Consider the following 19,822-nt stretch of genomic DNA (forward strand, 5'->3'; position numbering starts at 1 on the left):
GTTTAAAGTGAATATCCGTTTTCATAGTTGTAATGCAGGAGTTCAAGGGCCTGCTTGTCATTTGGGAAAGTCTGTTTGACAGGATCCCAGTCCAAAGGCCTTCCCAGTTCGTGGGCTATATTTCCAATAGTACAGATCACACAGGTGCTATGGCCTACTTCTACCGGAACGATTGGATCCTTCCTTTTGATAACTGAATCGATGAAATCCCAATAATGGGGAGGATAACCCAAATTAGGCCTTTCCATTGTAGGATTAAGGGCCAGATCCGAAGCTTCAAACTGTCCCCTGGATACCTTAATCCAGCCTTTATCTCCAATAAATTTAACACCTTGCCTGCCTTCATCAAAGGGGCCGACCACCATTTCTACACCATTGGCATAATGAAACGTAAGTGGATGGGTTCCATTTCCCGGTACCACCTTGACCGGACCACTTCTGTCCATTCCCAAACCCCATTGGGCAATGTCAAACATATGTGCTCCCCAGTCGGTCATATACCCTCCACCTGTTTCCTTGAATTGCCTCCAAGCACCCCATAATTTTTCATTTTCTTCAGGTACAAGTGAAATGCCTGGATTCAATTGTTCATTATAGTGAAGGTATGGCAACGGCCCCAACCAGGCCTGCCAGTCCAATCCTTTTGGAACTTCCTGTTTGTCGAGATCATAAGCCCGAGGGTGTTCAGGTTGACCCACATGCACCAGGACTTTTTGGACTTTTCCGATTTTGCCTTTTAGTACCATCCTTGCTGCATGCTGGAAATTCAGGTCAGAGCGCTGTTGACTTCCTACCGCCAAGACTGTTCCATTGGACCTAACTGCCTCTACCAGCTTCTGCCCTTCATAGATGGTTAAAGTCAATGGTTTTTCCAGATAAATATCCTTTCCTGCCTTGCAGGCATCTATGGCCATTAAGGCATGCCAGTGGTCAGGTGAAGCAATTACCACAGCATCTATATCTGCTCTTGTCAAAAGCTTCTTATAATCTGAATAAACATCAATGTTTGAATTCTTTTTGCCCCATTCTTCTGCAAGCCGCTTTGCCCGGATCTGAAACCTTTCCCTTTTTATTTCATAAACATCCGCACATGCCAACACTTCCACTCCGGGAATCCGCATCATCCCGTTCAATATGCCCATAGCCTGTCTTCCTACGCCTATAAATCCCAGCCTAATTTGGTGGATATCTTCAGCTCCTGAAAAGGAATTGGTTTTTGCTGAGCTCAGGCCGGGAATAAATGATAGGCCCGCTGCACTGAGCAAACTGGTTCCAAGAAATTTTCTTCTTGAAAATGTAGGGTTATCTTTTTTCATTCTACAATGGGTTTATGGTCAATTTCATCCAAAGGAACTTTAAACCGTTAATCCGCTGATTATTTGTTTCTTTTGAATAATATCAGTATAATATTACTCGAAATTGGCCTTTCTTGAAAATTTCAAATCGTAAAAATCAGGATTCATGGCGCTTAGTTTGATAAAAGGCAGGTAAGGCAGATATAAGGTATGCAGGCAAAACCTAAAATTTTGGTAATTGGCAGCGCCAACATGGATATGGTCATCCAATCCGATCACTTTCCCGTTCCCGGGGAGACGATCATAGGCGGAGAATTCTCTCTGGTCCCGGGTGGAAAAGGAGCCAATCAAGCTGTTGCCGCGGCAAGACTTGGTGGTGATGTCTGTTTCATAACCCGATTAGGGAATGATATTTTTGGAAGTCAGAACCTGCTCAATTACCAAAAGGAGGGAATCGATACCAGTCATATCCAACAAATCCCGAATGTTCCATCAGGAGTAGCATTGATTACAGTAGATAAGTCCGGGGAAAATACCATCATATTGGCTCCAGGAGCCAACAGTCAGCTTTCTCCTTATGACATTATTGCATCCCAACAAAAATTTGAAGAAGCCGATTTGATACTACTTCAATTGGAAGTCCCTATAGAAACTGTCTGTGCTGCAGCGGAACTGGCAAAAAAATTGGATAAAAAAGTAGTCCTCAACCCTGCCCCTGCCCTAGGTTTACCTGATTCCCTCTATGAAAATTTGTTCTTAGTTACACCCAATGAAACGGAAGCAGAATATTTGACAGGAATAGCAGTTAAAGATGAAAAATCAGCGAAAAAGGCGGCCAGATATTTTCTTGAAAAAGGGGTTAAGGAAATTATAATCACACTTGGTGCCAAAGGGGCCTACCTCTATACCTCTGATTTCAAAGGGATTTTGCCAACAGTCAAAGTACAGACTAAGGACACGACTGCGGCAGGGGATACTTTCAACGGAGGACTTGCCGTCGCCCTTGGAAATAGCCTCCCACTTAAAGATGCAGTAAAATTTGCTATGAAAGCTGCGACGCTTTCTGTACAAAGAATGGGGGCCCAGACTTCTATTCCTTTTTTACATGAGTTGCCCATGACATGATATCATCCTATCCCAATCAAATATGAAATCAAGCCTTTTCCTTACATTCATCATTGCCGCTTCCTTGTGGTTAAATTCATGTCAGAAGTCCCAACCCTCATATGAATTATATGAAGAGGGACAGGAAATTTCCATACCTAAGGCAAAACTTCAGGACAAGATAAAAGGAGGTTGGGCCGGTCAGGTGATCGGCTGTACCTATGGTGGTCCTACCGAGTTCAGGTTCAACGGCACCATGATTGGAGATCATATTCCTATCCCTTGGGATGAAAATCAAATGCTGTGGTGGTATGAAAATGTGCCCGGACTCTATGATGATGTATACATGGACTTGACCTTTGTGGATATTTTTGAAAAGTATGGATTGGATGCCCCTGATTCCCTTCATGCCCTTGCTTTTGCACATGCAGAATACCAATTGTGGCATGCCAATCAGGCGGCCAGGTATAATATTTTGAACGGTATGATGCCTCCTGCTTCGGGGTTTTGGAAGAACAACCCCCATTCCGATGATATCGATTTTCAGATTGAAGCTGATTTTGCCGGTTTGATGGCCCCAGGAATGGTCAATGCTGCAGCTGATATCGGTAACCGTATCGGACATATCATGAATTATGGGGATGGGGTATATGGGGGTATTTATGTAGCTGCCATGTATGCCCTGGCTTTTGTTCATGATGATATGGAGTTTATTGTCGAGGAAGCATTGAAAACCATACCCAAGGAGAGCGAATTCCACCAATGCATAACAGATGTGATCCAATGGTACCGCCAATATCCTGATGATTGGAAACGTAACTGGTTTGAAGTGCAGAAAAAATGGAGTTTCGACAGAGGTTGCCCGGATGGGGTTTTCAAAGCCTTCAACATCGATGCAAAAATCAATGCAGCATACATCGTTATTGGCTTGCTTTACGGAAAAGGGGATTATGGGAAGACAATTGATATAGCGACCCGCTGTGGGCAGGACTCAGATTGTAATCCTGCCAATGCTGGTGGTATTTTGGGGACCATGATAGGGTATAGTAATATCCCGGATTATTGGAAACAGGGAATTGACAAAGTGGAGGACATGAATTTCAAATTTACTGACATGTCCCTTAACAAGGTTTATGAGGTAGGGATGAAGCACGCCCTTGAGATGGCATCCCGAAACGGAGGAAGAGTTGAAGGTGACAATGTTGTTCTTCCTTACCAAAAACCCAAAACGATGCCATTGGAAATAGGTTTTGAAGGAATTTATCCTACCAGAAGGATGAATCTTTCCAAAAACCTCAATACGGCTAATCAGGAAATTGCTTTCAAAATCAAAGGTAAGGGCCTTGTAATTACAGGAGAGGCAGTCAAAGATGCTTCTAAGGAACATGATAACCTTTTAATAAATGTCTGGATAGATGGAAAACTTCATGAAGAAGTGAAGATGCCTACGAGTTTTCAAAGCAGAAAACATGAAATTTTCTGGTTTTATGATCTTGGGGAAGGAGAGCATGAAATAAGGCTTGAAGCTAAATATATCCCCCAAGGCTATCAGGTCAATGTCAGGGAAGCATTGTTATATTCTTCTATCAATCCTGGGAATCAAAATTATTAAGTAAGATATGAGACAGAATAACATGTATTTTTCAATTACTCTTGGCCTCTTTCTGGGATTGTCATGCACATCCCCCAAACAAGAATCAGGACTTGAACAAATCGTGGAAAATCCAAAAATCAGATTGATCTATGATACTGATGCCAATAATGAGTTGGATGACCAATTCGCTTTGATGTACCTTCTGGTCAATGGTCCCACCTTTGACTTGGTAGGTGTAACCGTAAATGCCACAAAAAGTGGTGGTAATATTGATCAGCATTATGAAGAAGCCAAGCGTATTCTTCAACTGGGACAACGTTTTGGGCAAATTCCGCTCTTGAAAGGTGCCGATGCTTCCTTTGAAACAATTCGGATGCATGTGAAAGAGACTGATTTTGATGGAAAAGAAGGAGTTGATTTTATAATTGAACAAGCCAATAAATCCCATGAACAGGAATTGATCCTTCTCGCTGTGGGCAAATTGACCAATGTGGCTTTGGCCTTGGAAAAGGACCCCTCCATTGCATCCAAAATTCGGGTGGTATGGTTAGGTTCCAATTATCCCAAACCTGGAGAATACAATCAGGACAATGACACAGTTTCTATGAATTATGTGCTGAATTCTAAAGTTCCTTTCGAAATGGTAACCGTAAGGTATGGGGAGCCTAGTGGTACCGATGCGGTAAAGGTTACACAAATAGAGATCAACGAAAAAATGCCGGGGATGGGACCTCAGATAGAATTGCCAATTGTAGGGCGTCACGGAGGTGAGTTTTTCAATTTTGGAGATTATGCGGTAAGCCTCTTTGAGCATATAGACTATTACTCAGATCCACCTGCCAGGGCACTTTTTGATATGGTGGCAGCAGCAGTTCTAAAAAATCCGAAATGGGGAGATAGTCGAGAAATCCCTGCCCCTATCCTTATCGATAACCAATGGGTAGAAAGGCCAGTCAATCTAAGAAAAATCACCGTTTGGGAAAACTTTGACCGGGACGCAGTCATTCAGGATTTTTATCATACCCTCGAAAATTATCAATTGGTCAACCCTAAATAAACCTCAACATGTATATCATTGAATCCTATTCCCTTGCGGTTCTGTTCTGTATCATCACCATGTTTTGTTGGGGATCTTGGGCCAATACCCAAAAGTTGGCAGGAACCCAATGGCGCTTTGAGCTCTTTTATTGGGATTATGTCATAGGAATTGTTCTCTTGTCTCTCTTGTTTGGTTACACCTTGGGAAGTACAGGGGATGGAGGAAGAAGCTTTGCAGAAGACCTATTTCAGGCCGACCGTAAAAGTTATTCTTTAGCCTTTATCGGAGGGGTCATATTCAACCTGGCCAATATTCTGATTGTAGCTGCCATTGCCTATGCGGGCATGTCTGTAGCCTTTCCTGTAGGCATAGGATTGGCATTGGTCCTTGGGGTTATTGTCAATTATGTTTCTACCCAAAAGGGAGATCCAGTATTGTTGTTTACCGGTGTTACCCTGGTAGTCATTGCAATTGTCATGGATGCTTTGGCATATAGGAAATTGGCAGGTACCGAACGAAAAAATCCCAAAGTAGGCTTAATGTTGGCTTTGGTTGGAGGATTCTTGATGTCCTTTTTCTACTTTTTTGTGGCCCAGTCTATGTCTCTGGATTTTTCCAATCCTGAGGGAGGAAAATTCACACCCTATGGAGCGGTATTTGTATTTGCTATCGGGATATTGATGAGCAACTTTGTTTTCAATACCATCTTGATGAAAAAGCCCATTGAAGGATCAAAGCTTTACGGCGCAGATTATTTCAAAGGTAGCCTTCCGGTCCATTTGGTTGGGATTTTGGGAGGGATAATCTGGTGTTTGGGAATGTCTTTCAGCATCATTGCGGCCGAAAAAGCGGGCCCTGCTATCTCTTATGGCTTGGGTCAGGGCGCGACCATGGTGGCTGCTTTCTGGGGAGTGTTTATCTGGCGTGAATTCAAAAATGCCCCAAAAGGCACGAACCTGTTGCTGGCAGGGATGTTTGTCCTATTCATTCTCGGATTGGGAATGATTGTGTATGCTGGGGTATAATCCTGAAATGTCGATCGTTTAGAGCCTGATTAAAAATAAAACTTCTCACCCCAAAGCAATAGATGCCTCATGATTTCGGCATGACAAAGAGATGCCCCAGCCAATCGTGACCAGAAATCAAAAGAAATCGAATCCTAAGGAAAATCTTTATTCCAAAAAATTAATCGTTCAATTCCCTATTTCGAAATTGTACTGGATTTGGCCCTGAGTACTCGTCTCTCGCTTCTTATCTCTTGTGTCTTGTTTCTAGAGTCTCGTTTCTAAACTCTCGCCTCTAAAAAGCTTCTTCCACATCATACTTCCACAGGTAGAAACAAGCCCGGTCAATGCCGTCAAATGATCGTCCCGGATTGGTCCGGATGGTGACTCTTTGTCCTTCATCATCCGCCAACTTGACCATCTGATGACTTCCGAAATAGGAAATTTTTACGATTTTACCTGTCAACTGCTGCCCATCTCTCTGAACTACTTCCCCATGTTCAGGCCTAAAAAGGAGTTTTACTTTTCCTTTGAATTTTTTTGCTTCTGGATCTGTGATAAAACCAAAGGATGTATGAAATCCCTCTTCTGTCGGGATCGCCATCATTTCATTCCTCTTTCCAAAAAAATTGGCTACGTAGGGGTTGACAGGATTTTCATAGAGCACTTTGGGAATATCAATCTGCTGGAGATAACCTTTGTGTAAAATGGCAATCCTGTCAGCAGTGGATAAAGCATCTTTGGTATCGTGGGTTACAAAGATGGCCGTGATGCCGGTTTTCTTGATGATCTGCCTGATTTCTTCCCTTACCTGATCTTTCAGCATGGCGTCCAGGTTACTAAAAGGCTCGTCCATCAACAGGATTTTCGGATTTGGAGCTATAGCCCTGGCCAAGGCCACCCGCTGCTGCTGTCCACCGGATAATTGATGTGGATATTTGCTGAAATCTTCCTTCAGACCGACCAATTTTAGGGTTTCTCGAGAGGTACTGTCTACTTCTTCTTTCGATCCTTTCAGGCCAAATTTCACATTTTCCAAAATGGTTAAATGGGGAAATAATGCATAATCCTGAAATACCATTCCCACCTGTCTCTCATGGGCAGGAACGGACTTTTTACCTTCTACAATTTTCTGTCCTGAAAGGGAAATGATTCCCGAATCGGGGTGCTCCAACCCTGCAATCAACCTAAGCAAGGTAGTTTTTCCAGAACCACTTTCTCCAACTAAAGCCAGGATTTCACCTTCTTTTACATCAAAGGACACACCCTTGATGGCAAATTCCATGGCCTGGTTGTATTTCTTATTGACGTTTTGGAGTGTTAGGATACTCATCAGGTCGATTTCTTGTGCTTTAATTATCTTTTTTCAATCAGCTTGTTAAGGAAGATAATGGGTATGATTCCTGTCAGAATGATGATCAGTGCAGCATTGGACGATTCCGCAATCATCTCGTTAGTCGCCATGTCAAATGCCTTGGTCGCCAAAGTCTGATAGTTGAACGGACGGAGGATCAAAGTTAAAGGTAATTCCTTTAATACGTCCACAAACACCAGTATAATCCCCGATACCAAGCTGGTTTTGATCAGGGGTAGATCTATTTTCCAAAGTGTTTTGGTGCTTCTGATTCCCAAAAGCCGGCTGGCTTCATTGACATGGATACCGATTTTCTGGAATCCTGCCTCCACAGGATTATAGCCTACAGCCATGAACCTGACTATGTAAGCAAAGACCAGGGCAAATAAAGTTCCCGAGAAAAACAGTCCCGCAGTTTTTGAGCTAAAGAGCGTGCCATAAATCCATTTGTCCAACCCGATAAATGGAATCATGATACCTACTGCAATTACGGCACCCGGTATAGCATAACCTAATGTAGCTACTTTGGTAATATTTTTTACCCATTTGAAAGGACTTAGCCTTAGGGCATACAACATAATCACAGAGAAAACCACAATCAATAATCCACTTACTGCGGCCAATCCAAAACTCCTGTAAATCAATAAGAAAAAATCCTTATTGACGACTTTATCCCAAGTCATACTGACCCAATTGAGCAATTGTAAAAAGGGAATGAAGAAACTCAACAAGAAAATGCTAAGGCAAATCCCCGAATAGAGAATTTTCTTACCGATAGTGGGATGGATCCTTGCTGTAGGTTTTTGCAAGCCATTGACCGCAGCATATTGTCTATTGCCTCTTTGAATAGATTCCAAGAATAAAATCACAAAAACAAAGACCATCAGAATGGCTGCCAGGTAAATAGCAGTATTGGAATCACCCATAGAAAACCAAGCACGGAAAATGCCCGTCGTAAATGTATTTACACCAAAGTATTTCACAGTTCCATAATCATTGAGAACTTCCATGGATGCCAAAGCAATTCCGGCCACAATAGCTGGACGTGCCATGGGGAGGGCTACTTTGATAAATGTCTTCAGTCTATTGGCCCCCAGTAAAAAGGAGGCTTCCTGTAAGGTTTTGGATTGCTGCAAAAATGAAGAACGTGTAATGAGAAAAACATATGGGAAAAGGGTAATGGACAAAATGAAAATAGCTCCCGGAAGGTTCATGATGTCAATCAGGCTTCCTTTGAAATGAATGTCAAAAGTGTTGCGAAGGAAAACCTGTATAGGTCCGGTGTAATCAAGGATACCCACATAGGTATAGGCCATGATATAACCAGGGAACCCTAAAGGAAGGATCAATAGCCATTCGAAATATTTTCTGCCTGGGAATTCATAATTGGAGACAAGCCATGCCGTGCTGACACCCAGTAAAAAAGTTAGGGCTGCAACACCTAAAAGCAAAAATATAGTATTCTGAAAATAGCCAAAAAGGAGGGTGTTGGCAATATGTGACCAACTCCCTCCCGGGCTATCAAATAATTTAATCAAAATGGTGATTAAGGGAGTAGCTACCAATAATAATATCAATAACGAGTAGCCTGTCCACTTATTCCACCAGTAATAACTGCGTTTGACTGCTTTCAAGATTATTTATTATTTCCAGCCTACCTTGTCAAAGATGACTACAGCATCGCTGTTGTTTTCGCCCAAAACGGAAAGATGAATATCATCTGCTTTGAAATTTCCCCACTTTTTCAGTAGATCCGAGAATTCAGCATTTGGGTTGACCGGATATTCAAAGTTGATATTTGCCAGGAATTCCTGGGCTTGAGCGGAAGAAAGAAATTCCAGCAATTTGACAGCATTGTCTTTATTTGGTGCATATTTTGTTACACCCGCGCCGGAAATGTTGATATGTGTACCTCTGTCTTCTTGGTTAGGGAAGAATATGGCGATTTTTTCTGCTGCCTTTCTCTCCTCTTCATTGGCATCATTCAACATAATTCCAATATAATACGTGTTGACAATTGCCACATCACCTTCCCCTGCAGCCACAGCTTTCACTTGGTCTCTGTCAGATCCTTTAGGTTCTCTAGCCATGTTGGACAAAAGACCCGCAGCCCAAGTTTCTGCACCTTCTTTTCCATGATGGGCAATAATGGATGCCAAAAGAGATTGGTTATAGATGTTTTCAGAAGACCTGGTTAGTACCCTTCCCTTCCACTGGGGTTCTGTAAGAGACTCATAACTGTTCAATTCCTCAGGGTTCACCCTTTCCGTGCTGTAAGCTAAAATCCTTGCCCGGTAGGTCAATCCAAACCAGTATCCTTCCGGATTGCGGAATTTTGAAGGAATATTATTGTTTAAAGTTTCAGAGTTGATGGATTGCAACAATCCTTTGGTCTCTGCTCTGTACAGTCGGCCTGCATCTACAGTGATCAAAACATCAGCAGGAGAGTTTGCTCCTTCCAGTTCCAATTTTTGGATCAATTCGTCAGCTGATGCGGATACCACATTTACCTTAATACCGGTAGCTTCCGTAAACATGTCAAATAGTTTTTGGTCAGCTTCGTAATGTCTATGGGTATAAACATTGACTACTTCTTCTTTTTCTCCTGAGCCACAGGAAAACAAAATCAAGCCAGTAATGGCCAATAGGGCGGATTTGAGAATGTTTTTAAACATATCAAAGTTGTTTTAGACGGGCGAAATTAGGCATTATTTAAATCAAATCTAAATAAAAAGAAAAAGATTTTTATCTTTGTAACCTAAGGCACATGTTGGGTCGCCTGTAATTCCGAAATTTGTTTTTTTAAGGATAATAATGACCATTCAGCAATTAGAATATATCATTGCAGTTGATAAATTCAGGCATTTCGGGCAGGCAGCCGAATCCTGCTTTGTCACTCAACCTACCTTAAGCGCTCAAGTGAGCAAGCTGGAAAAAGAACTGGAAGTCATTCTCTTTGATCGCTCCAAAATGCCTGTAATCCCTACAGAAATTGGGGCACAGATCATAGATCAGGCCAAAAAGGTGGTTTCAGAAAGCAAAGGAATTTTTGAGCTGGTAGCCCAATTGAAAGGGGATGTCAGTGGTGTTATCAAAATAGGGATCATTCCTACTTTGGCCCCATACCTCTTGCACCGCTTTATAAAGAGTTTTTTGGAAAAATACCCCAATGTCAAATTGCAGGTTGAAGAAACCGTGACTGAGGAGATCCTTAGAAAATTGAAAAATGATGAGCTGGACTTGGGGATTGTAGTGACTCCCCTTAACGAAAACGGAATTTTGGAGAAACCAATTTTCTATGAGAAGTTTTTTGCTTATATGTCCAAAAACCATCCTTTGCTCAAAAAAGAAAAAATAAAAGTTAATGACCTCAATACAGAAGATTTGTGGATGTTGCAACAGGGCCATTGTTTTAGGGACCAAGTGCTCAACATCTGCAACCAATCCAAATTTGAACGAATGAATTTTCACTATGAAAGCGGTTCTCTTGAAGGACTCCGCAACATGGTCAATGAATATACAGGAATTACGCTTTTACCCGAACTTGCAACAATGGACTTGAGGGACGAAGAAAAATCAAGGTTGAGAAGGTTTGATGGTGTAGAACCCATTCGGGAAGTCAGTATAGTTTTGACCAGGAGTTTCCTTAAAAAGAAATTGGTGGAGCTGCTTTTCAAAGAAATAAGTGAATCCATTCCCCATGAAATGACATCCAGGGCACACGGAAAGGTGGTCAGGTTCAAATAATTTTTTGGTTTGATCCAAACAATTTGGATAGGTGAATTGATTATTTTCGTAGCTGTCTAAAAATTGCATGATCAAAAGGCTTTTGTTTGTTTTTTTGATGCTGGTGACGCATCAAGGTTTTTCACAGGGTTTTGTAAAGAAATACCTCAATGGGATTTTTAATGATACAACAGATATCTCACGTCCCCAATTCCTAATTTATCCTACATTGGCCTATGCGCCTGAAACGAGCTGGGAGATTGGTTTTTCATCACTTTATGTTTACTATGCCAATAGAGATACCTCCAACCGATTGAGTGAAATCAATGGATTTACTTTTGTCACTTTGGAAAACCAGTTTGGTATCTGGTTTGACCATGCTATTTATTCAGACCTAAACAAATGGTTTTTTCTCGGCAGGATCAGGTTACAGAGTTTTCCGCTCAAATACCATGGTATCGGAATGGGAACTTCCAAGGATTATCTGGCATTGGTGGACGCCAATCAGGTGATTATAAAAGAAAGAATTCTTAGAGAAATCAAACCCAATTTCTATGCAGGAATAGAGATGGATTTTCAGAAGATGTCAAGGGTCACCTTTAAACCGGGAGTGAATGATCCTGTTTTTGAATTGCCATTGGGCAATGAAGGCTCTACCAATTTTGGACTGGGATTGGGTGCCGTATATGATGACAGGCACAATGTGCTGAATGTGAGAAAAGGAAACTTTGCCGAACTTGCTTTTCTGCATTACCCGTTAGGCTTGAGCACCTTTGAATTCAATACGCTTGTCCTAGATACCAGGTTTTTCAGGCCTTTGGGAAAAAACAATGTCCTGGCCTGGCAACTTTTAGGCGAATTCAACTCTGGAGATGTACCTTTCAATCAATTGGGTTTGCTTGGGGGAGATGCCATGATGAGAGGTTACTATATGGGTAGGTTTAGAGACAAAAATCTCTTGGCAACACAGTTGGAATTCAGAATGCTGCCCCTTCCCTTCAACTTTACTAATAGAATTGGTGCAAGTATTTTTGCCGGGAGCGGAACTGTTTTTCCGGATTTTTCCAAAGCAAGCATACATAGGGCTGTATTTGCCGGTGGCGGGGGACTTAGGTTTTTATTGTTCCCCAAAAAAGATATTTATACCAGATTTGATGTCGCTTTCACAAAAGAAGGAAGCGGGTTTTATTTGTTTATTGGAGAAGCTTTCTGATTGAGATTTCGAAAGGCCGATTTCGGAATTTTGAGTAATGAACCCGAATTTTGAATTTAAATAATTAGGTCAATTCGTTTTTTAGTTTTATTTTGGGTTGACAAGTTGCTGTTTGATTTTTAGTTCAAAAATTTTTGAGAAATGATAAGACAAAATTCGAGCCTTAAACAAGTCATTCCAGTTGCTTTACTGGCATTTTCCATTTGGGCATGTTCCGGAAAAGAGTCACAGGAACAAGCTGGAAAATATTCCGAATTGAAGTTTGCTCTCGATACAGTAATGATCGACCCAGGGGAGGAGATCCTGCACATTCAGGACAATTTATGGGTTTCTGATATTTCCAAAGACAGCAAGTACCTCTTCAATTACAACAGGAAGGATGCCGTAATGGAAAAAATAGACTTGGATAAACTGATTCTGGTTGAGAAAATAAAATTTGAGAAAGAGGGACCTGATGGGCTAGGTAATTTCATATCTAAATTTACTGTTGATGCCGAAGAGCACTTTACAGTATGGTCCTATGGCTTAAGCAAGGTTTTTGACCAAAATGCTAAATTGGTCAAGGACATGAAAATCGAAAAAATATTGGAAGGGACTTTCTCCACATACGATGCACAACCTTTGGATTTTTTTAAGATTCCGGGGGACTCCAATCGCCTGATAGGCTTTTACATCAAATGGGATGATAAAAGTTATTTGATTGTTGACATAGACCTGAAGGAAGAAAACTTCAGTATAATCGGGCTTCCTGAATTGAAAAGAATTCAAGATTTCTCTACAGATCTCCTATACGATGGTCAATGGGCCGGAGCCATGGGTACAGGAGCATTTTCATTGGCCAATGGGAAAAAAATATTAGTTTCTAACAATTCCTTCAATGAAGTATACATCTATGATTCCGCAGAGGACAGTCTATACTTAAAGGAACTTGAAGGGCAATTGTTAGGAATTAAAAAATCATACATCCCTCCTAAGCAGGTAGAAGTCTCCTCCAGTCAACATTGGGAGGTAGATAAAAAACAAAGAGAGGATATTTATTTTGGAAGGATCCTCTGGGATGCTAAAAACCAACGTTACCTAAGGTTATCCTTCAAAGAAAAGTTTGGAGAGGAGATCTTTGAGAATCGGGGCTACCTGGCGATCGGAGCAGAAGTTTTCTTAAGTGTATTTGATAAGGATTTCAATTTATTGGCTGAATCTGCTGTACCACAGTTGAACAAAAAGCCAGGTCGGCATTTTGTCAAAAACGGGCAAATCTGGATTTTCGAAAATATTGACGATGAAATGGCTTTCTTGAGGCTTCAAATTTTGGACAGGTAAATTAAGTATGGATACACCCATTCTTCATTCATCACCCTTCATTCTACATAATTTATCAAGAAGAACCGCTCCAATCCCCTTGCTCTCTGGGAATCTAACCTCACCGGGACTAATTTCTACACCAATTGCTATATCTTTTGACAAAAGCATCGCCCCATCCATATCCACATAATCCAGCAAGGGAGCAATATGTGCGATGGCCGTAATACCCACAGAAGATTCTGTCATGCAGCCAACCATCGTTTTCATGCCCAATGACTTGGCTTCATGGATCATCCTTAATCCTGGTGTAATACCTCCAGCCTTGACCAATTTCACGTTGATACCATGGAATAGACCATGACATTTCTTCACATCTGACTCCACGATACAGCTTTCATCAGCGATCACAGGAAGTTTGGAATATTGATATACTTCCTTCATCCCTTCCAGGTCATCCTTACCCAAGGGCTGTTCCATAAATTCCACATTCAGTTTGGCCAATTCTTCTGAATATCGGATAGCCTGTTCCGCTGTCCAAGCACAGTTGGCATCTATCCTGAAGGTTGAAGACGTGTGTTTTCTAAGTTCTCGGATGATCTCCAGGTCATGTTCGGTGCCTAATTTAATTTTGTACAGGGGCCAGTCCACTTCCTTCATCTTGGCCACCATTTTCTCTATGGAATCTATGCCTATGGTAAAATTAGTAAGTGGAATATTTTTAGGATTCAGTCCCAGGTATTCATATAGTTTCTTACCCTGTTTTTTGGTGAAAATATCCCAGGCTGCCATGTCCAGGGCACATTGTGCAAAAGGATTGTCTTCAAAAATTCCCTTTCCCAAATCCCATAGTTCTTCCGGGCTATGCCAGCCCCCTTTTTCCACCAAATCTGTAGCTGATTCCAGCTTGTTGCAGATATTCTCAGCAGTCATACCGTAGAAGGGGTTGGTGGTGGTTTCCCCCAATCCAAAATAGCCATTCTCCTCCAACTTCACAATGATCGTATCCTGCACATCACGGCTTTGATGGGCAATAGTGAAAGTGTGCTTTAAAGGTAAATCAAGGACAGAAAAGGACAGCTTCATGGAGATTATTATAGTTTTGGTACAAAAGTAAATTTATTTTTTTGTTGAAGTTCCTAACTTAGACGGATAATTTATATCCACAACCAAAACATGAAAAGACTGATCCCTTCTATTTTCCTAGCCACCGTCTTCGGTATATTTTTCATTTTGGTATCCTGTCAGCCCAAATCCTCAACACCTGTAGCGGAAGTGGCCGAATTGGAAAAAGCCTATGACTTGTACAAAGAGCAATCCATAGATCATAGGAGGTTTAAATACAATGATGTAATCCATCTGGTTACCAAAAGGAAGCAGGGTTTTCTGGTGGAGGAAATAGGAAGGTCCGTAGAAGGGAAGTCCATCTATCAGATGACCTTAGGCCAAGGTCCAACAAAAGTTTTGCTATGGTCGCAGATGCATGGCAATGAAAGCACTGCTACCATGGCATTGTTTGACCTGTTCAATTTCCTTGAAGGGGAAAATGACGGCTTTGAACCTATCCGTGAAAAGCTTTTGGAGAGACTGACCCTACGCTTTATTCCTATGGTCAATCCTGATGGCATGGACCAATGGATCAGGCGAAACTCATTGGATATTGACCTGAACCGCGATGCCATCGCATTGGCTTCCCCTGAAGCGGTCATTTTGAAAAATGCCAGGGACTTTTTCTCTCCGGATTTTGGGTTTAACCTTCATGACCAGCAAATCTACTATACCGCTGGAGAGACCTCTACTCCAGCCACCATTTCTGTCCTCGCTCCTGCCTATAATTACGAGACGGAAGTAAATGATATCAGAAAGCGGGCCATGCAAGTCATAGTAGGGATGAACAAAGTCATACAGCAAATAGCGCCAGGACATGTGGGCAAGTATGATGATGCCTTTGAACCGAGGGCTTTTGGGGATAATTTCCAAAAATGGGGCACCAGCACCATCCTGATTGAGTCTGGAGGCTATCCCAATGACCCTGAAAAGCAGGAAATCCGCAGGCTGAATTTCATCATCATGCTGCATGCCCTTTTGGAAATTGCAGAGGTCCAATACACCCAATACAGTTTGGACGACTATTACAGCATTCCTGATAATTCCATCCGCTTGATGGATCTTGTTGTCCGGAATATTTCCCAAAGCAAAGAGCAGCATGCGTATGAAATTGATCTAGGAATCAGAAGAAGGGAATCAGATGCCCATGGGTCTTTCTTTGTAAGTGGGGTGGTAGATGACCTGGGTGATTTATCCATATTCTATGGTTTTGAAGAACTGGATGCCAAAGGCTTGGAAGTAGTAGAAGGCAAAGTATATGAAACACCTTTTGCCAACGTTAGGGAAATTACTTGGGACAAGGCAATGGGACTTCTCCGTGAAGGCTACCTGGGCGCAAAAGTACAAGAAGCTGTGGACAGGGAACTGCATAGTTTGCCGCTGATAGTATTGAAAAATGGAAACTCGATTTCTATGGGCATCCGAACAGGAGGCAATCCCAATTTCTTCCTGGCCCAGGGTGGTAACCTTCGCTATGCCATTGTCAATGGCTACCTGATTGATCTGAATGACAATAGCCCCCAAAAACTGATGCAAAGGGTGCAATAAGATGCAGGTTTTTGATCAATTTATTGTTGCTTTGCAATTGAATTGCTGAGAATTACACTGAACCCAAGAATAATAGAAATTTCTTTCAGATGCAGCAGGATTTTTGTTACATTTAGAAAAGTTAAAACCTCTACTTTTAAGCTAAATTAACTATGAAGAAAAATCTTACAGCGGTCATTTTTTCTTTGGCTATTGTAATTGCTGCTGCCATTTTGGGCAGTGCTTTTCTGAACAGAAATAAAAAATCCGGCACCGTAGATGTTACAGGTTTGGGACAGAAAAATTTTACTTCCGATCTCGTGGTTTGGGAGGGGAATTTCAGCCGGGAAAATCTGGATATCAAGGTGGCATATGCGGAACTTGAAAAGGATAGAAAAGCGGTAACGGATTATCTGGTGGCCAAAGGTATTCCAAAAGATCAGATCATTTTTCGCGCCGTTAATACCAATCCCCTTTACAGACAAAATTACAGCAGCGCGGGTAATTATATGGGACAGACTTTTTTGGGTTATGAACTTAACCAAAGTCTTCAGATCGATTCCAAGGAGGTGGATAAGATTGACCAGATTTCAAGAGAAATCACAGAGTTATTGTTGCAGGGGGTAAAATTTTATTCCCAACCTCCGAGGTATTATTATACCGAACTGGAAAGTCTAAAAATAGAAATGATATCCAGGGCAACTGAAGATGCAAGGTTGAGGGCAGAAAAAATTGCTGAGAATTCGGGTGCTAAGCTGGGGAAACTGATTGCCGCAAATATGGGGATATTCCAGATTACCGGTCAACATTCTACAGAGGATTATTCTTGGGGAGGTACTTTCAATACTACCTCCAAAGAAAAGACGGCCTCCATTACCATGAGGTTGAGTTATTCCGTAAGATGATTTTGAAGTATCAAGAAAAACAAAAACCCGCTTTTTATACTGCGGGTTTTTTTATGTCTATAAGAGAAGGAATTATCTTACCCTGTCAAATTGGTTGAAATAGAAGTTTCCTTCAATTTCAGCATTCTCATCAGAGTCTGAACCATGAACAGCATTTGCTTCGATGGATGTAGCGAAGATTTTTCTGATGGTTCCTTCAGCAGCATTTGCAGGATTGGTAGCACCGATCAAAGTTCTGAAATCTTCTACCGCATTGTCTTTCTCCAGGATAGCTGCAATGATCGGTCCAGAGGACATATACTTGCAAAGATCTGCATAGAAAGGTCTTTCCTTATGTACTGCATAGAATTTTCCTGCGAGCTCAGGAGTAAGCTGGGTCGCCTTGATGGCTACAATCTTAAAGCCTGCTTCCTCGATCATTTTCAAAATTGCTCCTGAGTTGCCTGCAGCAAAAGCATCAGGCTTGATCATGGTGAATGTTCTGTTTCCTGCCATTTCTTTGGAATTTATATCTGTTTTTTAATTTGGCTGCAAAAATAGGGGAATTCATTTAAAGTCCATAGAAAGGTATGGAATTCTCTCTTATCTCTTTCAAAATTAGCTGATTAACCAAATTGGGAAAATTCAAAAATATTATAGACATTTGCAGACTATATTCCTTTCAGGGGAATGTACAAAAGCAACCAAATGCAGGAATTAGAGTTATTTAAAGATAGATTATCATCCCCCCACAAAGTTGTCATTACCACCCATCATAAGCCAGATGCAGATGCATTGGGATCTTCTTTGGGAATGGCCAACTACCTCAAAAAAAAGGGACATGATGTCACGGTAATTACACCTTCAGATTATCCCCAATTCCTTTCTTGGATGAAGGGAAATGACCAAGTCCTCAACTTTGAAAATCCAGAGCACAGGGAAAAAGCAATTGAAATGGTGATGAATGCTGATACCATTTTCTGTCTTGATTTTTCCTGTCTCAAAAGACTTCATGAACTTGCATCCTTTGTAACCAAGTCCAAGGCTTTCATTGTAAACATTGACCATCATCAGGACCCAAAGGACTTTGCTGATTTTAGGTATTGGAGTACAAAAGCTGCAGCTACCTGTGAACTGGTCTATGAACTCATTGTAGCCCTAGGGGACCAATATTACATAGATAAAGATATTGCAGATTGTCTTTATGCAGGTATCATGACGGATACAGGAGGTTTTAGGCATCCAAATACCACCAAAAATGTTCACCTTATTACCGCAGAACTCATTGAATTGGGTGCGGACAACACAAGGATATCCAGATTGATTTATGATACCAATTCGGTTAACCGTCTGAAGTTTATTGGATTTGCCATTACCAGAAGGCTGACTATTTTGGAGGATTTAAAGACGGCCTATTTTTCTATAGGAAAAAAGGACCTCAAGAAATACCAATCCCAGACCGGAGATACAGAAGGGCTAGTCAATTATGCCCTTTCCTTGGATGGTATAAAAATTGCCGCACTCTTTACAGAAAGGGAGGACGGAGTAAAAATTTCTTTCCGTTCCACTGAGGAAATAGCTGTTAATAAGTTTGCGGCGGACTACTTTGATGGAGGAGGGCACAAAAATGCATCCGGCGGAAGATCTTCTCTTCCTTTAAAGGAAACAACCGAAAAATTCGAAAAATTAATAAAAGAAAATCAAAAAACGCTTTTCAATCAATTAGAACCCATCCATGAAAAAAATTAAATCACTATTATTTGCGGTTGCCCTTATGGTCATTGCATTCAGTGCCATGTCATGCAACAAAACCAAGACCACTTCTGATGGTATAGAATATACTTACATCAAAGAGGGTAGCCAGGCACCAAAAAACGGAGAATTTGTATTGTATCATTTGATTGTTAAAACTGACAAAGATTCAACATTCATCTCAACCTATGACCAAATGATGCCTGCATATCTGCAGTTCAATGACTCCATCCCTAGGAAATCGGGTATGGATGAAATATTTCTTGGATTGAAGAAAGGTGACAGTATAGCATTTGAGACGACCGCCAAAAAAATATTTGCTGAAAATATTCCGTTTTTCCTGAAGGATGAACAAAAAATTAAAGTAAGAATTGGCGTATTAGATGTTCTTGATTATCAGGGAGTCGAGGCCTATTTCAATTCACTACAGGAAGCAGAAATGAAAAGACAGGCAGAAGGAGCAGTAAAGCAGTTGGAAATCGATACCCAAATCATCCAAGATTACATCGCTGAAAAAAATATCAATGCCATCAGGACAGAGTCAGGTCTATATTACGTCATAGAATCAGCAGGATCAGGACCGCAAATTGAAGAAGGTGATTTGGCCTTTGTTCATTATGCGGGATATTTGTTGGACGGTACTCTATTTGATACAAGCATCAAATCACTTGCTATGGCAAATGGTGTTTATAATGAACAAAGAGACCAATATAATGGATATGCTCCTTTGGAAGTAAGGGTAGCTATGGGCCAGGTAATCAAGGGATGGGACGAAGGTCTTGCCTTATTGAAAAAAGGCGATAAAGCAAAATTTATCATTCCGTCTCCATTGGCATATGGGGACAGAGATTCAGGTGGCCCAATTCCGGCAAACTCTATTCTGATCTTTGACGTAGAAGTCACTGATGTTCAAAAATAATCTAT

General features: G+C 41.3%; 17 protein-coding genes. 11 read left to right on the forward strand and 6 right to left on the reverse strand.

The features are described from left to right. Positions 1-2: 2 nt before the first annotated feature. The gene (locus CLV48_RS13595) at positions 3-1,316 is read right to left on the reverse strand and encodes a Gfo/Idh/MocA family protein (RefSeq protein WP_106567836.1); all 1,314 of its coding nucleotides are present in this window, start codon (positions 1,314-1,316) and stop codon (positions 3-5) included. A gap of 189 nt (positions 1,317-1,505) precedes the next feature. Between CLV48_RS13595 and rbsK the strand changes: the two genes are divergently transcribed. From rbsK to CLV48_RS13615, 4 genes are read left to right on the forward strand one after another with little or no spacing between them, the layout of a single operon-like run. Further along, on the forward strand, positions 1,506-2,420 hold the full coding sequence (rbsK, locus tag CLV48_RS13600; RefSeq protein ID WP_106567837.1) for a ribokinase: 915 nt from the start codon (positions 1,506-1,508) through the stop codon (positions 2,418-2,420). 22 nt (positions 2,421-2,442) lie between these two features. Further along, positions 2,443-4,011: an ADP-ribosylglycohydrolase family protein gene (locus CLV48_RS13605; RefSeq protein WP_106567838.1), complete on the forward strand. Its 1,569-nt coding sequence runs from the start codon at positions 2,443-2,445 to the stop codon at positions 4,009-4,011. Positions 4,012-4,018: 7 nt separating this feature from the next. Further along, entirely contained in the window at positions 4,019-5,050 is a 1,032-nt protein-coding gene (locus tag CLV48_RS13610) for a nucleoside hydrolase (RefSeq protein WP_106567839.1), read from the forward strand. 8 nt (positions 5,051-5,058) lie between these two features. Further along, on the forward strand, positions 5,059-6,057 hold the full coding sequence (locus CLV48_RS13615; protein ID WP_106567840.1) for a GRP family sugar transporter: 999 nt from the start codon (positions 5,059-5,061) through the stop codon (positions 6,055-6,057). A gap of 274 nt (positions 6,058-6,331) precedes the next feature. Here CLV48_RS13615 and CLV48_RS13620 read toward each other — a convergent pair whose 3' ends face one another. The 3 genes from CLV48_RS13620 to CLV48_RS13630 are packed head-to-tail and all read right to left on the reverse strand — an operon-like array spanning position 6,332 to position 10,065. Then, positions 6,332-7,369, reverse strand: coding sequence for an ABC transporter ATP-binding protein (locus tag CLV48_RS13620; RefSeq protein ID WP_106567841.1), 1,038 nt, complete (start codon positions 7,367-7,369; stop codon positions 6,332-6,334). 23 nt (positions 7,370-7,392) lie between these two features. Beyond that, on the reverse strand, positions 7,393-9,024 hold the full coding sequence (locus tag CLV48_RS13625) for an ABC transporter permease (protein WP_106567842.1): 1,632 nt from the start codon (positions 9,022-9,024) through the stop codon (positions 7,393-7,395). 9 nt (positions 9,025-9,033) lie between these two features. Further along, positions 9,034-10,065 (reverse strand): Fe(3+) ABC transporter substrate-binding protein, encoded by a 1,032-nt coding sequence (locus tag CLV48_RS13630; RefSeq protein WP_106567843.1) that lies wholly within the window; start codon positions 10,063-10,065, stop codon positions 9,034-9,036. Between the two features lie 139 nt (positions 10,066-10,204). Between CLV48_RS13630 and CLV48_RS13635 the strand changes: the two genes are divergently transcribed. The 3 genes from CLV48_RS13635 to CLV48_RS13645 all read left to right on the forward strand — a co-directional run bounded on the left by CLV48_RS13635 (position 10,205) and on the right by CLV48_RS13645 (position 13,649). Then, positions 10,205-11,137, forward strand: coding sequence for a hydrogen peroxide-inducible genes activator (locus CLV48_RS13635; RefSeq protein WP_106567844.1), 933 nt, complete (start codon positions 10,205-10,207; stop codon positions 11,135-11,137). 67 nt (positions 11,138-11,204) lie between these two features. Beyond that, positions 11,205-12,329, forward strand: a complete 1,125-nt coding sequence (locus tag CLV48_RS13640; RefSeq protein WP_106567845.1) for a BamA/TamA family outer membrane protein — start codon at positions 11,205-11,207, stop codon at positions 12,327-12,329. A gap of 141 nt (positions 12,330-12,470) precedes the next feature. Beyond that, positions 12,471-13,649 (forward strand): DUF4221 family protein, encoded by a 1,179-nt coding sequence (locus CLV48_RS13645; RefSeq protein ID WP_106567846.1) that lies wholly within the window; start codon positions 12,471-12,473, stop codon positions 13,647-13,649. Between the two features lie 24 nt (positions 13,650-13,673). Here CLV48_RS13645 and CLV48_RS13650 read toward each other — a convergent pair whose 3' ends face one another. Further along, on the reverse strand, positions 13,674-14,714 hold the full coding sequence (locus CLV48_RS13650; protein WP_106567847.1) for a dipeptide epimerase: 1,041 nt from the start codon (positions 14,712-14,714) through the stop codon (positions 13,674-13,676). 90 nt (positions 14,715-14,804) lie between these two features. On the opposite strand from CLV48_RS13650, the gene CLV48_RS13655 reads away from it, so the two are divergent. Further along, positions 14,805-16,283, forward strand: a complete 1,479-nt coding sequence (locus CLV48_RS13655; protein WP_106567848.1) for a M14 family metallopeptidase — start codon at positions 14,805-14,807, stop codon at positions 16,281-16,283. Between the two features lie 152 nt (positions 16,284-16,435). Next, entirely contained in the window at positions 16,436-17,167 is a 732-nt protein-coding gene (locus CLV48_RS13660) for an SIMPL domain-containing protein (protein WP_106567849.1), read from the forward strand. 72 nt (positions 17,168-17,239) lie between these two features. Here the strand turns inward: CLV48_RS13660 and CLV48_RS13665 are convergent, their stop codons facing one another. Next, positions 17,240-17,662: a nucleoside-diphosphate kinase gene (locus CLV48_RS13665; RefSeq protein ID WP_106567850.1), complete on the reverse strand. Its 423-nt coding sequence runs from the start codon at positions 17,660-17,662 to the stop codon at positions 17,240-17,242. A gap of 192 nt (positions 17,663-17,854) precedes the next feature. Here CLV48_RS13665 and CLV48_RS13670 point away from each other — a divergent pair, with 192 nt between their 5' ends. Together CLV48_RS13670 and CLV48_RS13675 are read left to right on the forward strand one after the other, a co-directional pair. Beyond that, positions 17,855-18,895, forward strand: coding sequence for a DHH family phosphoesterase (locus CLV48_RS13670; RefSeq protein ID WP_106567904.1), 1,041 nt, complete (start codon positions 17,855-17,857; stop codon positions 18,893-18,895). After that, positions 18,882-19,817, forward strand: coding sequence for an FKBP-type peptidyl-prolyl cis-trans isomerase (locus CLV48_RS13675; protein ID WP_106567851.1), 936 nt, complete (start codon positions 18,882-18,884; stop codon positions 19,815-19,817). Before CLV48_RS13670 ends, CLV48_RS13675 begins: the two co-directional genes overlap by 14 nt. Positions 19,818-19,822: the final 5 nt, after the last annotated feature.

The organism is Cecembia rubra (genome assembly GCF_003014575.1).
Taxonomy (GTDB): Bacteria; Bacteroidota; Bacteroidia; order Cytophagales; family Cyclobacteriaceae; genus Cecembia_A; species Cecembia_A rubra.